This is a genomic window from Bacillus cereus group sp. BfR-BA-01347 (genome assembly GCF_022663835.1).
Lineage (GTDB): Bacteria > Bacillota > Bacilli > Bacillales > Bacillaceae_G > Bacillus_A > Bacillus_A thuringiensis_K.
The window spans coordinates 61,266-75,995 of sequence record NZ_JAKUGG010000015.1; the positions used below are offsets into that span (position 1 = coordinate 61,266).

Here is a 14,730-nt window from a genome sequence, read left to right on the forward strand (position 1 = left end):
TATTCCTTTCTATCATTTTCGGACAATATAGAGCATATCCGTTTCAGATAATCCGAATTTCCTAGCAATGTCTATTCCTTGTTTCTCAGCTATGTTATACAATTCCACCTTAAAGCCTGCATCAGTTAATCGTTGAATAAATCCTGATCGATTATAAATTCTTACATGATCTTCTTGACCAAAGGCTATTTTTCTCAATAATGGCGTTACAATAGATTTATCCTCTATAATAAAATCTACATTCATTACGATTGGCACTTGAATAATTCCCCATCCATTTGGCTTTAGTACCCTATATAATTCTCGCATTGCTTTTTCATCGTCAGGCACGTGTTCTAATACATGACTACATAAAATAACATCAAAGGTATTATTTTCGTATGCAATTCTCGTAATATCAATTTCCTCCATTAAAGAATCCTTTGGTTCTAAATCCCCACATATATAAGTAATGTTTTTAAACTGGCTAAGCCATCCTCTTACCTTCACTTCAGGTGCAATATGAAGCATAGTATAACTCCTACTTAACAAATCCGTTTCCGTTTCAATGTACGCACGATACAACCTGTCACGATCCATCGAATAGCAAACTGGACAGATACCTGTATCTTTATTCCACATCTCAAATTCATATTTTAGAAAATCATAATGTGCTGGCCAAGGAGAAAAACTTTTAAATTCTTGATTGCAATATTGGCAATAACAAATATCTTTCTCGAATATATGAGTAACTAGTTTATTTAACCCGCTTTTTATCTTTTCATTATAAATTTGATTTAGTTCTCCACTTCTTACTGCATCCTTCAGTATAAATCCCGCATTCTCCAAACAATAAGATAAGCTCTCTTTATAATCTCGTTCAGCACTTAAAAACCCACTATTATGTGCATCTGTAATTAATTCAATCCATTCTTCAATTGTCATTAATATAAAGTGCATTTGTTTTTGATTTTGTCCACTATGTTGTCTAAAGTAGCTAAGAGGTTCCTGTATATAAACTACTTTTCCTTTCCTCATCATATCTAACCAAGTTGCAATGTCATTAATAGAAGAATACGCTTTCCCCTTAAAATAACCAAATTTCCCTCCAAAAAAATTACGATTAAACAAAACCGTTGTCGGTTCTCCAACTACGTTTTTCAAGTTTTTCAACATATAATTCCCTAGTGTTTTCCCTTCAAAAATTGTAGTTTCTGTGGCAATTTTTACATTCAATGTTGAGGGTGGTAATATCTCTCCATTCTCATCAATCAGTTCACGATACGACGTCACAAATGCAATGTTTTCTAATTCACAAAAGTATTTCATCATTCTCTCAATCTTTTCATGATGAAATAAATCATCATCTAATAAAAAATTTATATATTCACCAGTAGCAAGCTCTATACATTGATTAAAATTTTCAGCCACCAATGGATTTTCATTTTTAACATATGTTATACACTCATATTCTTTTAAGTATGGTTGGATCATTGCTTTTACTTCATCATTTGTACTATCGTCAGAAATTATAATTTCAATATTTTCATAGGTTTGATTCAAAGCACTTTTGAGGGCTAATTCTAAGTAATGAGGTCTATTGTAGGCAGGAATTAGTATACTGACTTTTGGGAGGTGCGAGTTGATATTCATACGCTGTTTTTTCTTTTCTATATTTATTTTCTTTAGCTTGATTTGTTGATAGTAGTCTAATGAATATAGTATGGATGATGGAGCAATTCTTCTTGCATAGTCTAGAAAATTAGTAATAGCTTTGTCTAACTCCTCTTCGGAAGATAAGAAACCATATTTTTCTTCAGCTATAATAATACTATGCGAAAAATCTTCTAACCCATCCATCATTTTATTAGATTCATTTAACTGCTGATTTGAATGTAATCGAAAGTAGCTGAGGGTCTCCGCTATATATACTGCTTTCCCTTTACTCAGTAAGGATAACCATGAAGCTACATCTACGTTGCAAAGATACCGCCTTTTATCAAACACACCATACGGTTCTGTTAAATCATTTTTACGAAATAGCACCGTTGTAGGTTCTCCTATATAATTCTTTTGATTCATAATCACCATATTTCCTAATTGTGGCCCATCTATAATCGTATCTGTATAAAATAAACGCATCGTTGAATAAACATCTGGCAATAGGTTTCCTTCTGCATCCATTACTTGGCGATGGGATGTTACAAGCTTAATTTCATTATCTAGATCATTTAAAAAGTATTTCATCATTTTTTTAATTTTATTTATGTGAAATAAATCATCATCCATTAAGAAATTTATATACTCACCTTTCGCTTTATGAAATAACATAAGTGAGTTCTCAAATTGTCCAAGAGTTGAGCTATTTTTTATATAAATAATATTTGAATGATCAGACAAGTACTTTTGTAACACTTTCTCTGTTTCGTCGTTTGTACTATCATCTCCTATTATAATTTCTATATTAGGATATGTTTGTTCTAATACACTACATAAAGCTTTTTCAAAGTAATGTGGACGATTATACGTAGGAATTAATACACTTACTAAAGGCATTTGATTTATTTTCTTTTCATTTGTACCATATTCCATTCTATTCCTCCGCTTTTTTATTTATTTTCACTTTTGAAATATACATGCTACTACAAATGTACTTATTAGACGAACTAGATCTGAAAGGTGTTGCGAAAAACAAATAAATAGCTTTAAAAACAGCATCTATGTTGGCATAGTGTAGAATAAACCTTGATAACTTTTTTCGTCCCATTCTATTTATTTGTAAAATGCGGCATTCTTTTTTCAATAAATGCCTTTACCCCCTCCTTCACATCTTCTGTTTGAAATACTTTTCCAAAGTAACGCGCTTCAATCTCAAGCCCTTCTTGTAAAGGTACTGCTGCCCCTTCGCGAATTGCCAACTTCATATAGGCGAGAGCTGGAAGAGAAAATTTACTTATTTCCCTTGCAATCTCTTTTGCTTTATTTAACGCCTCTCCTCGAGGAGTAATGTAGTTAACCAAGCCTATTTCTTTTGCTTCTTTTGCTGTAATCGATTTCCCTGTGAACATCATTTCTTTTGCTTTCCCTTCTCCAATTAATCTAGGTAAGCGTTGGGTTCCTCCAGCCCCAGGAAATAAACCTAACGTAATTTCCGGTAATCCAATTAAAGATTGTTCTTCTATTATCCTTAAGTCACAAGCAAGTGCTAATTCACATCCACCACCTAGTGCTAACCCATTAACAGCCGCTATAGTCGGTTTAGGCAGATTCTCTAGTTGATTAAGTGGCTGTTGCAATTCTAATGATTTCATCTCGGCATATTTTTCACCTTTGCCCATCCAATCTGGAAATTCTTTTATATTCCCTCCTGCTACAAAGGCCTTTTCTCCACTTCCAGTTATAATTACGACTGAAATATCATTATCAATTTCTATTTCCTCTAATATATCTACTAATTGTTGAACTACTTCTAAACTTAAAGTATTGACTGGTGGATTTTGAATTGTAACGACTGCAATACTTCCTTTTTTATTACAAGTTACTACTCGTTCATTCTTCATAAAAAGTCCCCTTTTAAACTCCCTAATTTTTCACAACACCAAGCTTCTTCACTTCACTCACCATCGGCCTAAATTTCCGAATATGGTTCCGTTTTTAGAAATTCATCAATTTATTGTATGAACTGTAGAAGCATAAAATGAGCAATCCTTTCTTGGTAATATTTTATAATCTCAACATATTTTTAAATTGTTCTTTTACTATATTAATTGGTTTCATGTTTCTTTAGTTTCCGTTACACAGTTTCTGGAGCTGAGATGAATCGTAGGAAAAATGAGATAAGGAGACTGTTACATAAGATACATTAAAGAAGGACAATTTAAGGCCGAGATAGCATGATATATAGACATAAAAAACTATATAAAAATATATAATGATAATTTGCATTTTTTTGTATAAATCAGTAATTACTTTAAGGATTTATTTGGGATCACCATTTCCAAAAACAAGAACGTACGTTTAGACATAAATTAACCGGTTCCCTGTAAGATAAAGAACCGGCTATCTATTTAATGTTGTTTTGATGGGATTTTTGTCTTGTAATGGTGGTGATTATTAGTTTGGTTACCATGTCTCTCTTGGTTGTTAGGCGTAATTTCATCAGCAAATTCCATATTTGCTAAATTTACTTTGGATGGAATAAATGATCTTGTTTTATTTTGAAAACCTTGAAACGTATGTTTTATAGGTTTCATCATGCTTGAATTACGTGTTGCTAATACACCTAAAACGGTTCCTAATCCTAGTAAAGAAACCCAAATCCATCCTTTATTGTTCTTCTTTTTATTTCCGAATAACTCAAACATTTGTTGAGTTATTTTTTTTGAATCGAATAATGACATCAAAAAATTAAGGATATTCATTTTTGTCCCCCCTGAAAAAAATCGTAAAAAGAAACAATCGTTTCAATTTCACATATTTTATGATGCACTATTTTATAGGGATTTATAATGCCAACTTATACTAATAGTTCTTGATTTTTAAAACAGAACTTCCTAATATTACTCAAGTGGTTTTTACTGAAATACAAAAAATAATTTTATAAAAAAATCAAAAAGGAACTGAAAAGTTATGTATTATTAGATTGGAAATTTATCAATTCTTTTTCAATTGTCGGTTATGTAATGTCGAAAGGGTGAGTAACGCAAGAATCGATCCTACTAAGGCAAGTGACATATCCCATTGTGCATCCCATATATCGCCTTGCATACCTAAAAAGTCTTTTGCTGTTGTTCCTCCCTTTGCTATTTTAAAAGCTAACCATTCGATGATTTCGTATAGTGCAGCAATAGCAAGCGACACACTTATACAAATCGTAACTAACCAAGGACCTTCGGTGAGTTGAGTTTTCCGTAATAATATTTCTCTTATCACAATTGTAAACAAGCCTTTCAACAAATGTCCAAATCGATCATAGTGATTTCGATTTAAATCAAAGACATCTTTTATCCAATTAAAAAGAGGAACCTTTGAGTATGTGTAATGACCGCCGATGAACATTATGATGGCTAGTATTGCAATAATGATATAAGAGAGAGTAGTAAAGCGAAACTTATTGTATATTGCAATTATAATGATTAGACCGAGAACGGCAGGAATAGCTTCCGCTGCCCATGACGAGTATCTTGCAGGCTTAATAACAGACCATATAAAAACTGCAGTAACAATTAATAATAAAAACAGATGGATCATTTTACTTTTGTCTCTTATCACTTTTTTCACTCCTATTGAAAGGCTTTCTGCTTAAAGTATTTGAAAAAATACAGTTTCGTATACAAAGTACTTGGCACTGTTTGCCTTATTTTACACTTAAGAACAGCTCTTTTAATGGGAAAAGTGGTTTTGTCTAGTAAATATTCACATTGAAAATAGACATATTTACAACCTTCGTCAAATGCTCTAAAAGGTGTAGCTCTATATCAATGTCAAGTTAATAATGCCAAGAGAATATAGGGGCGTGCGCTTTCTATAAATTTTTGTGACTAAACTAAAAATGTACATAACCAGTAAGAGGAGCATTATCAAGTTAAACATGTTCAATTGGTAACTATATATTATTTACCTATTTAAATGGAGTAGAATAATAAGAAAGGGCATGCACACTACATATTTCTCTTTCGTGAGGGAATGGTATGTATATAACAATTCAAAAATAAAGGAGAGCATCTGCATGAATTATAAGATGTTTAGGGCTATCAATCGTCTAGCTGGTCGTAACTCAACATTGGATACATTTATGATATTTATTTCACAAAAGACTCGATTGCTGTACATTTTCTTATTAGCCTTAATGTGGTTTAGAAACAATTCCTACAAAAAAATCATTTTATTTGCAGGGGTATCAGTAGGATTCGCATTATTTATAAACCGCTTTATCCAGCTCTTTTATTTTAAACCTCGTCCATTTGTTATACATCGTGTGCGTTTACTTATCCCATCAAAGAATAATTCCTCATTTCCTAGTAAACATACAGTCTTAGCATTTGCCTTAGCGACCTCCGTCTTACTTCGTGAACGTTTATTTGGCTCAATCATGTGGTTTTTAGCAATTTTGACAGGTTTTTCACGTATCTGGCTGGGACATCATTATCCATTTGATATCATAGGAAGTGCCTTCATAGGAATCTTAACCAGTATAGCTATTAGCAATACTACATATTTATTTAATTCTTTTGTTACCTGGATTATAAATGTATATAGAAAATTAATTTTTTTGGATTTGAAACATTCCTGACGATATCTTTGATAAATCACAGCACATAATTTTGCACATTTTTTACTAAAGTTACTCTTCTTTGAAATACATTTTGCCGTAACCTCACAAATATCTAGGAAATCCCTTAATAATTGAATTTGATTCTAATTTGATATAAAGGAAAAAGTGTTAAAAAATGTTAGCATATTCTTTTTCTTTAAGTAGAAGATAATAGCATAAATATTTCTCTGAAAGGAGCAATAATCACTTGAAGAAAAGAAAATATTTACTTGCTATCATGTCTACTATTTTATCTGTAGGTTTTATGTGCGGTTGCAATGGCGTTGATGAGAATGAGCCAGATCCAACTGAAGAACCTTCTGAAGAAATTCAAGAAAAGAATAATCAATAACAGGTTAATGTAAAGATTATCATTGGCTTAGAGCGGATTCTTACATTTAAAAGAACCTAATTGAAGTAGAACAATATAAGGTAATCAAATAGAATAAAACAAGAAAAAATACCTCTTATACCTTATTTTATTAGATATGGTACAAGAGGTGTTTTCTGTTTATGGGTACATTTCAGAAATTTATACATTTACTTCTTATTTCCTAACAATTGTCACTGTAACCAGGCCACTTGTCTTTTCAAAATACTCATGCTAAGCATCCTGATTTTAAAACAAAAAGTTTACTTTCTATATAAACTAATCCCGCAACCAACTAGGAAATCAAAATCTAACCGTTGTCTTCATTAGTCAAGTAACCGTAATTAAAACTAGCTCCCTGTTTACTTATTATTGAGTAATAAGAATACTTAAGTAGTTTGAAGTAAATATTATAACTGTTACAAATCAAAAGGAGGTCATTATAATGAATAAACAAAGAGCAAAAGAGATTGCCGCTTCACCAGTCATGGCTAATGTAACGTATAATGGAGTTCCAATTTATATTCAAAATGTGACTGAAAATAATGAAACAGCTAGAATTTATCCTCTTAATGAACCAGAGAATGAACAAGAAATTCCTTTATCCAACTTAATAGAACATTAATTGGTTACATGTTACCTCAATAAATAATTACTCAAACATACAAACACCATTGTAAGTGGTGCTTGTATGTTTGAGTAATCTTATTTTCTATTTTCTTCTAGCTAATTAGGTTAATAAGGATAAAAAACATTTTTGATTGGTGGTTACAATCCTCTTTAATAAAGCAGCAAAAAAACTACCAAAATTATAGTGGCATTTACTACTTAAATGACTTATTTAAATTAGTGATAACAATGGACCTCCAACGGCACCAGTAAAAATGCAAAAACATGCCTCACTAGTTTAAGAGGCGCTCAAGCAAGCTTAAGTTCCCTTTCATTAAATTCAAAAGATGAAGAAGTAAAACGTGTTTGTCATGTATGTTAGAAATGGACAGCGTCATTGCTGATTTAAAGGATAGAGTTTCCGTATTAGAACGTGAAGAACCTTAATATAAAGGGTTTTAAGTAGACTGGAGGAAATTACTATGTCTCACCTACCCGAATGGACGCTTGTCATTCTCCGCTCTGTATTCATATTAATCGTTTTATTTACTATCACAAAATGTTTAGGAAAAAGGCAAATCTCTCAACTTTCCTTTTTCGAGTACGTAGCTGGAATGACAATCGGTGGTATCGCCTCTCAAGTATCTACAGGGCTAGACCAAAAAATTTTCCATGGTGTCTTGGCCATACTTATTTTCGCTTCGGTACCTTTTTTCGTAGGAATTCTTTCCTTAAAAAACAAAGCCGCGAGAGATTTCTTTGAAGGTAAGTCTACAGTTTTAATAAAGGATGGCAAAATACTTGAGGATAATTTAAAGAAAGAAAAGTATACCAGTGATGAATTACTTGAACTTCTCAGAGGAAACGGAGCCTTTAGTATATCCGAAGTAGAATTTGCTGTCTTAGAACCAAGCGGAGAATTAAATGTATTATTAAAGAAAGAATCTCAACCACTTACAGCAAAAGATATTGGCTTGAAAGTACCAAATAAAAAGGAACCACAAACTGTTATTATGGATGGAAATGCACTAGATGAACCTCTTTCAGCTAGTGGGCATAACCGCGCTTGGTTACATTCTGAACTAGAAAAACTCGGTGTTGTCATTGAAAATGTCTTTCTTGGTCAAGTTGATTCATACGGACAACTTACTATCGACATTTATAATGATAAACTCCAAATGCCTTCTCCTCAAAACAAACCTTTATTATTAGCATCTTTAAAAAAATGCCATGCTGATCTTAAGCTATTTTCTTTGGAAACGAAATCAAAAACGGCAAGTGAAATGTATAGTAAAAATGCACAGCAAATTGAAGCTATTTTAAACAAGGTAACCTACCTTCTAAAGGAATAAAAAAGGACGTTCTCACAAGCGTCCTTTTCTCAGAGTGTCGGAAAATCCTTTAGGGATTTCCCAACACTCTGACATCTTTGTAGATTTTAACGAATGAAAACAAGAAATGAGGATGGATTTAGGCTTCTTTACTAGGATTAGGAACCGTTTTAGGTGTATTAGCAACGCGTAATTCAAATATGACAAGACCTATCCAATGTTTTTATTAACTCATTCATACAAACCATATTACCATTAATAATTCAATAGACCGAATCTATAGTTTTATCATAATACTTATAGTATTCATTAGTGCATATGTTCAGCTTATGCAGTATCCGTTTCCTCGGGATCTAAACCACGTATCTAGCCAACAATCCTGGTAACAGGTCCAATAAAGCTAGGCGGCGTATCAGAGAACCGATCCACCTACAGCGAACGATTCGTAATTCTCCAGCCAGAGTCGTATTGTCTCCTTGGAAACATATCCATCAATTCTAGTCATCTCCAAAGCTCTTGACTCAGCCCCCCTAAAAAACCTTAAACCACTAATAGTATTACATACTATATAACTATTAATAACTAATACTTTAATAATTATTAGTTTTATATTATATATAATGAAGGCTCAAGAAATAATATATACGAGTGTAAAGAAATACTTCAATCACTCCCTAAAGAGAAGCAGATTGAGGTTCTTGAGAATCAAGCTCACTTTGAAGCAGTGGCAAAGATGATTGAACAAAACAATTTAATTCTTTTAGAACAGATGAAAGCTCTACAGCTAATTCAGAAATAACAAACTTATGATTGATTAATTCTACATATGCTTCCATAAATATTGTATCTTTATTTATTCCATCAGCCTCTGTTTGTACAGGGGCTTTTGTTATGCGTTGATTCATATTTTGAATTTGAATGGTTTCTTTCACATGTACGAATAGATCTTCTAATAAACCTGGTGTAGACTCTAATTCTTGTTTTTCAATTTCCTCTGTGACAGCACTTATAAATTCCCATAGTACTTTTGCACCTAGTAGTTCTGCTAATCGTTTTTCACGCATTTCAAATGTTTGCATATTCATATTGAACACTTCCTCTTCTGTGTTTTTCTACTATTAATTGGACTATCTAAATTATGATGGAACAGCTATATTGGCAATCAAATTCTCTACCTTCATTACTGTAAACTATAGTTTACAAGAGGGGCTAAAAATAGATTCCACGCTTGTTCCTAAAACTTTTGCTATTTTTATAGCTAACTTAACGTTAGGTTGTTTTTTATTATTCTCTATCTCAGAAATATAAGTGCGCGATAAACCAACTTGTGCCGCTAACTTTTCTTGTGATATTAGTTTTTCTTTCCTTAATTCAGCTATCTTATTCATTTCTCTACTCCTCTCCACTTATGTATTCATATGATTACAAAACAATTGTAAACCATAGTTTACTTAATCGTCAACAATGTTTTACATGTTTTTTCTCTATTTTAGTTTCTTTTTGTAAATTATTGTTTACAATTGTACTAGGAGGATTATATATGAAGAAAACTCTTGGTGAAATTATAAAAAATTATCGTTTAACAAATAAACTATCCTTACGCGAGTTTGCCCAAAGATGTGATGTTAGTCATACTTATATAGACAAACTTGAAAAAGGTGTAGATTCAAGAACTGGAAAACCTGTAGAACCCACACTTTTAGTAATAGAAAAGATATCAAATGCCATGAATATAAGCACAAAATCCTTATTAGAAGAAATAGGATTCATTACAAGAGATAATATTGAGGTAACTGATACAGAATTAGAACAGTGGTTTAAAGCTATTAAAGGTGCCTCTCCTCAAAAGCAGGAGGAATTAAAGAAGTTTTGGGAGTTTTTAATACAAAAGGAAGACTAAATTAGGTAAAAGGCCTCCACCTTGACAGAGTGGAGGTCGTGAGTTTGAGCCTCTCCAAGGCCATGATTGTAGAAACTGTGTCAAATTAACGTTTGATGCAGTTTTTATTTTCCGCTGATTTGACTCAGGGTGGCAGTTGTCGTCCAAACAGGGTGGCGGTCGGCTGCAACAGGTAGTTATACATCCCTCATCTCGTTTTCAAAAACGAAATAGGAGGTACACAAAATTGATTAAATTACAGGTACGATTTATTAAAACGTTCTCAACTTGAATGGTCCAAGGAACTATTGCAATTTAAACATTTACCATCAAAAAACATGGAAACACTTAAATATAAGCCAAAGATTTGATAATTAGTTAAGAAGGAGCTTTTAAAGCCTCCTTCTTATTGATAATTTTTCTTTACCTTATAAAAATGATCAGTTACTGTTTTATCAACAAAATAAACAAACGTGCCTCTTATACCTCTAGTTAATAACACATAGTAAGCATTTAAAACATATTCTCTAAGTTCCTCATATGATTCAGATTGTCCATCAAAACCTATTGGAATTGCATTTCTGTCTTTAACTTTATCAACATTTATCTCAAGTCTATTTGTTTTAATATCGTAATAAACATCATCTCCAATTATTACACCACAGTAATTTAAATCCGCTCCTTGCAAAGTGTGAACACAACCTACTTCATTTACCGAATTATTCGAAGAAACCCATTCTTCATCGGTAGAATTCCAAATCAGCTTATATCCATCAAAATCAAAATCATAAATAATGTCTCTATTATAAGGATCGCGTACAATTTTCTTACTAAATCTTTTAGAAGCCCATTCAACATAATAGCCAGCAGCTATACGACATAAACTGCATTCTTGGTCGAGGTCCTTTATCACTTCATGCAACTGTTTTACATTTTGAGCCTCACGAATATTATACTCTCCAAAGTTTTCACATTCGTCATTAGTTAAATCAATTCTAGATTCAATTCTTTCAATTCCAAGGAATTTTTCAATAAAATTAATATATTCATTTCCGCCATGTATTCTATGTTGTTCATTTAAAATATATCTTTTGTACTTCACACTATCTTCTTTCAGAAAGTGATCAATTAAATTGGTAAATTCTTTATGGTTTATATCGGAAGGCCTTACAAATTGTAAACTATCCCTAAGTACAATCAAGTGATTGCTATTATTAAATGCTAAACTTAAATCATTATAATCCCCTTTATTCAAATATTTTAATACATTGGCTTGCTTTGCATAATATTTTTTCATTCTGTGGGCTTCATCCACTATTAAAATATCAAATTTTCCATTCACCAAATTTTTCCCTCTAAGCACTTTAACTCTTGTTAAGTCTAATAACTTAAGCAGTTGAATAATTTTCTTATGATTTGGCACTTGAGGTACATAAATACTAATTCTATCTTGTGAGACTCCTCTTGTATAAACTAACTCAAATACTAATTTTATAACAAGTAATGATTTACCAGTTCCTGGTCCACCAATAATATCACTTATAGATTTCACAGGAGTTTCACTTACTAAATTGGTAATTATATCTTCTAATGTTTCTTGTTGAAACTTATCCAAGCATGTAAATGGGGAATATTTAAATAGTAAATTGTTTGTTACTATATCTAAGTTTTTTGTTAAAACAAATTTATTTTCATACATATGGTTCCATATTTCTTCAACAAACCAGTCTACTTTTTTCATAATCTTAATTTGATCTGGTATATTTTGATTCAAACGGCTATTTATAATTTGACTTCGACTATACTTGCCATCTGCTAAAATTAATTTAAGTAGTTTTGATTCCACTCCTCGTGCAATAGCTTCATCCAACTCTACTCCAGAAAACACTAGCATTTTGTCAAAACCTTTTTTTCTTACATCATTAAAATGATCTACACTTCTGGTTTTCACTGACGTAGTTATACCTATATAAATCTGAGTTTTATCATTGTCGAAAAGTATATACACTGTAGATTTTAAATGTAAATGTTCAGGTAATTCTTTAATAGGAAATTTAAACTCTTTATTAGCTACTTTAATTCTGTTAAGTGTACTCAAAAAAATCTCTCCTAATTGATTATTTACTATATTAAATCAACTCATATTCAATTATTATAAAAACACAAAACTAATTTATTAAAACAATAGACCTTTTATACTGATTTAGTATAATACAACGAATTATAAATTACCCTTGAGCTTTGTATTGATAAATCAATATAATATTTTTCTTTTAGTACTTATAGTATAGCTATACGATTTTATCAATCAAAAAATCATATTTTCTCGAAATATTCCCGCCTCTATAGTTCCTTATATTTTTATTAGACCTATTAACTTTTTCTACAGGACATTTCCTGGCATTCTTCTCTAAATTCCCTAAAATTAGCTCTTCTTTATCTACATTTATTTCATTTGCAAATAAATGTAGATAAATTAAGACGTCAGCAAGTTCATCCTTAATATTTTCAAATCTTTAAGGGTATTATCAAATTAGATGATGTCTAACATTAAAACTACCTCTTTAAATAGAATAAAACGAGTTTCCTATACGATATATGTAACTTCATCCATGCATAAAATTATTTTTTGTCCAGTCTCTTTTAATTATAGATAACATATCAATTAGTATTCTATTCATTTCTTCTACTACAATTTTACTATTAGGCATTAATATATTAAAACCTATTACTTTTTTCTTTTTGGTATGTTCCCAACCACCTACAATAGCTTCAACCTGGTAATGTTCCTGTATTTCGTATATTAATGAATATAATAGATTTTGTTCGCTAGATAAGAAATAACGATCATTTATCATCAAGTATTTATCTTTAGATCGTGAAGAATTCTTATAAGATATCTCAAGTAGTTCCTCACGACTTGATTCCTTACTCATATACGACTTAGCTTCAATGCTATTCATTTTTTTATAAATGTCACCGTTAATGTAGTATCTATAATTTAGAGTTTTAATTGCATCTTCTACTTCGTGTATTGCTTGTTTTTTATATTGTAACAATATTTCATCTGTTAAATCTTCTCTATCTATATCTATCAATTCATCTTTAAAGATATTATAACTAATATCAGCTGCTGTCGTAGAGATTTTAGAAGATATATGATCAATATACTCAGAAATAGAAGCGTCAGAAATCTCGAACATAAATTCACTGTTTTTTCTAATAGGAATTACTTCTAAAAACGGTATATCCTCTTCGTCAAAATATTGAACTTTTTCCTCTTCGTTTGCATGTGTTACATAAACCTCTATTACAAATGGACTGGGATCATCATATTCTCCTCTTACTACAACGTCGGCTATAGAATCTCCTATCCATTGCTCAACTTCAGCAAAACGTTTTTTGTAAAACTTCAATATATCTAATAATGATATTTCGTAAGAAACTATATTAATTGCTCTTAAAAATTCTTTGTATTTCCTTTTAAAATAACTTAAATCAATTTTAAGCTTTATGTCTTCTTCTTTATTCATCTTATTAACAAGAAAGTGCTTAGCTTCAAAATGTAGGAGAGTTTCACGAGAGACAACACAATTATTTCCAGGCCTATGACTAAAGTGGTGTTCTCTTTTATTCCCCTTTTTAAAAATCACATCCTCATGACAGTGTGGACACCTGTATTTAATATTTTTATATAGCCTATCTTCAATATGTACGATATCCGTTCCGCACAAGGCAAAATTAAGTTTTACACCCATCCCAATACACTCCCTTTATATAAAAATTAAATTTATTTACAGCATTCATTATACTATAAATAACACCATATTTTTTCCAATCTTTTATGAACAAAAGTTTTAATAGTACATAGAGGGCTCAAAAAAGAAAATTTTTGGTTTTACAATTTTGAGTAAAGTAAATAACCGTTCTATATGAAGATTATTAAGAAAAAATGAGTGCAATTTACTGAGTTCTTCTTTTTTATCATTGTTAAGGAGTTCTTTAAGTCTAATTATATTGCATTCCTATATTGTATAACATATAAGTACCTACACTCTCGATATACCTTTCATTGCTCTTCATTCCTAGACGTCGCTTCTCTACCGATTTGCCATATTTCTTTTCTAGTATATAAAAACTAAGTTATAGTGTGAAATTAATGCAATCTGATTTAAATTACTCATCGATTAAACTAAGTAAATCATGATAATATTTTAATAATATTACTTATTTTAATGGGGGTTATTTT

At 31.1% G+C, this 14,730-nt stretch carries 14 protein-coding genes and 2 pseudogenes; 6 read left to right on the forward strand and 10 right to left on the reverse strand.

Features of this window, described 5'->3' with window-relative positions:
- Positions 1-12 precede the first annotated feature (12 nt).
- The 4 genes from MR143_RS20845 to MR143_RS20860 all read right to left on the reverse strand — a co-directional run bounded on the left by MR143_RS20845 (position 13) and on the right by MR143_RS20860 (position 5,250).
- Entirely contained in the window at positions 13-2,571 is a 2,559-nt protein-coding gene (locus MR143_RS20845) for a glycosyltransferase (protein WP_242280927.1), read from the reverse strand.
- A 176-nt stretch (positions 2,572-2,747) separates the two neighbouring features.
- Positions 2,748-3,539 carry an enoyl-CoA hydratase gene (locus tag MR143_RS20850; RefSeq protein WP_242280928.1) on the reverse strand — a complete coding sequence of 264 codons (792 nt, stop codon included), beginning with the start codon at positions 3,537-3,539 and terminating at the stop codon, positions 2,748-2,750.
- Between the two features lie 507 nt (positions 3,540-4,046).
- Complete coding sequence (locus MR143_RS20855; protein WP_001023781.1) at positions 4,047-4,400, reverse strand: hypothetical protein; 354 nt, start codon at positions 4,398-4,400, stop codon at positions 4,047-4,049.
- Between the two features lie 232 nt (positions 4,401-4,632).
- On the reverse strand, positions 4,633-5,250 hold the full coding sequence (locus MR143_RS20860) for a DUF2238 domain-containing protein (RefSeq protein WP_141481295.1): 618 nt from the start codon (positions 5,248-5,250) through the stop codon (positions 4,633-4,635).
- 457 nt (positions 5,251-5,707) lie between these two features.
- On the opposite strand from MR143_RS20860, the gene MR143_RS20865 reads away from it, so the two are divergent.
- Positions 5,708-6,271, forward strand: a complete 564-nt coding sequence (locus tag MR143_RS20865; protein ID WP_242280929.1) for an undecaprenyl-diphosphatase — start codon at positions 5,708-5,710, stop codon at positions 6,269-6,271.
- A gap of 41 nt (positions 6,272-6,312) precedes the next feature.
- On the opposite strand, the pseudogene MR143_RS33725 reads toward MR143_RS20865, so the two are convergent.
- Positions 6,313-6,390: pseudogene (locus MR143_RS33725) on the reverse strand (hypothetical protein); the annotation flags it as partial.
- A 110-nt stretch (positions 6,391-6,500) separates the two neighbouring features.
- Here MR143_RS33725 and MR143_RS20870 point away from each other — a divergent pair.
- The 4 genes and pseudogenes from MR143_RS20870 to MR143_RS20885 all read left to right on the forward strand — a co-directional run bounded on the left by MR143_RS20870 (position 6,501) and on the right by MR143_RS20885 (position 8,623).
- Positions 6,501-6,644 carry a hypothetical protein gene (locus MR143_RS20870; RefSeq protein WP_242280930.1) on the forward strand — a complete coding sequence of 48 codons (144 nt, stop codon included), beginning with the start codon at positions 6,501-6,503 and terminating at the stop codon, positions 6,642-6,644.
- A gap of 463 nt (positions 6,645-7,107) precedes the next feature.
- Positions 7,108-7,287, forward strand: coding sequence for a small acid-soluble spore protein H (locus MR143_RS20875; RefSeq protein WP_001041679.1), 180 nt, complete (start codon positions 7,108-7,110; stop codon positions 7,285-7,287).
- Between the two features lie 258 nt (positions 7,288-7,545).
- Positions 7,546-7,718 (forward strand): annotated as a pseudogene (locus tag MR143_RS20880) (DUF1657 domain-containing protein); the annotation flags it as partial.
- A 35-nt stretch (positions 7,719-7,753) separates the two neighbouring features.
- Positions 7,754-8,623 (forward strand): DUF421 domain-containing protein, encoded by an 870-nt coding sequence (locus MR143_RS20885; RefSeq protein ID WP_242280931.1) that lies wholly within the window; start codon positions 7,754-7,756, stop codon positions 8,621-8,623.
- Between the two features lie 653 nt (positions 8,624-9,276).
- Here MR143_RS20885 and MR143_RS20890 read toward each other — a convergent pair.
- The gene (locus MR143_RS20890; RefSeq protein ID WP_242280932.1) at positions 9,277-9,687 is read right to left on the reverse strand and encodes a hypothetical protein; all 411 of its coding nucleotides are present in this window, start codon (positions 9,685-9,687) and stop codon (positions 9,277-9,279) included.
- Positions 9,688-9,792: 105 nt separating this feature from the next.
- A complete protein-coding gene (locus MR143_RS20895; RefSeq protein ID WP_001033047.1) occupies positions 9,793-9,990 on the reverse strand; it encodes a helix-turn-helix transcriptional regulator in 198 nt (65 codons plus the stop codon).
- A 152-nt stretch (positions 9,991-10,142) separates the two neighbouring features.
- Between MR143_RS20895 and MR143_RS20900 the strand changes: the two genes are divergently transcribed.
- The gene (locus MR143_RS20900) at positions 10,143-10,502 is read left to right on the forward strand and encodes a helix-turn-helix domain-containing protein (RefSeq protein ID WP_242280933.1); all 360 of its coding nucleotides are present in this window, start codon (positions 10,143-10,145) and stop codon (positions 10,500-10,502) included.
- A gap of 385 nt (positions 10,503-10,887) precedes the next feature.
- Here MR143_RS20900 and MR143_RS20905 read toward each other — a convergent pair whose 3' ends face one another.
- From MR143_RS20905 to MR143_RS20915, 3 genes are all read right to left on the reverse strand, one after another.
- On the reverse strand, positions 10,888-12,579 hold the full coding sequence (locus MR143_RS20905; protein WP_242280934.1) for a DNA/RNA helicase domain-containing protein: 1,692 nt from the start codon (positions 12,577-12,579) through the stop codon (positions 10,888-10,890).
- A 193-nt stretch (positions 12,580-12,772) separates the two neighbouring features.
- Positions 12,773-12,985, reverse strand: a complete 213-nt coding sequence (locus MR143_RS20910; RefSeq protein WP_082182440.1) for a MazG-like family protein — start codon at positions 12,983-12,985, stop codon at positions 12,773-12,775.
- 102 nt (positions 12,986-13,087) lie between these two features.
- A complete protein-coding gene (locus MR143_RS20915) occupies positions 13,088-14,239 on the reverse strand; it encodes a competence protein CoiA family protein (RefSeq protein ID WP_242280935.1) in 1,152 nt (383 codons plus the stop codon).
- Positions 14,240-14,730: the final 491 nt, after the last annotated feature.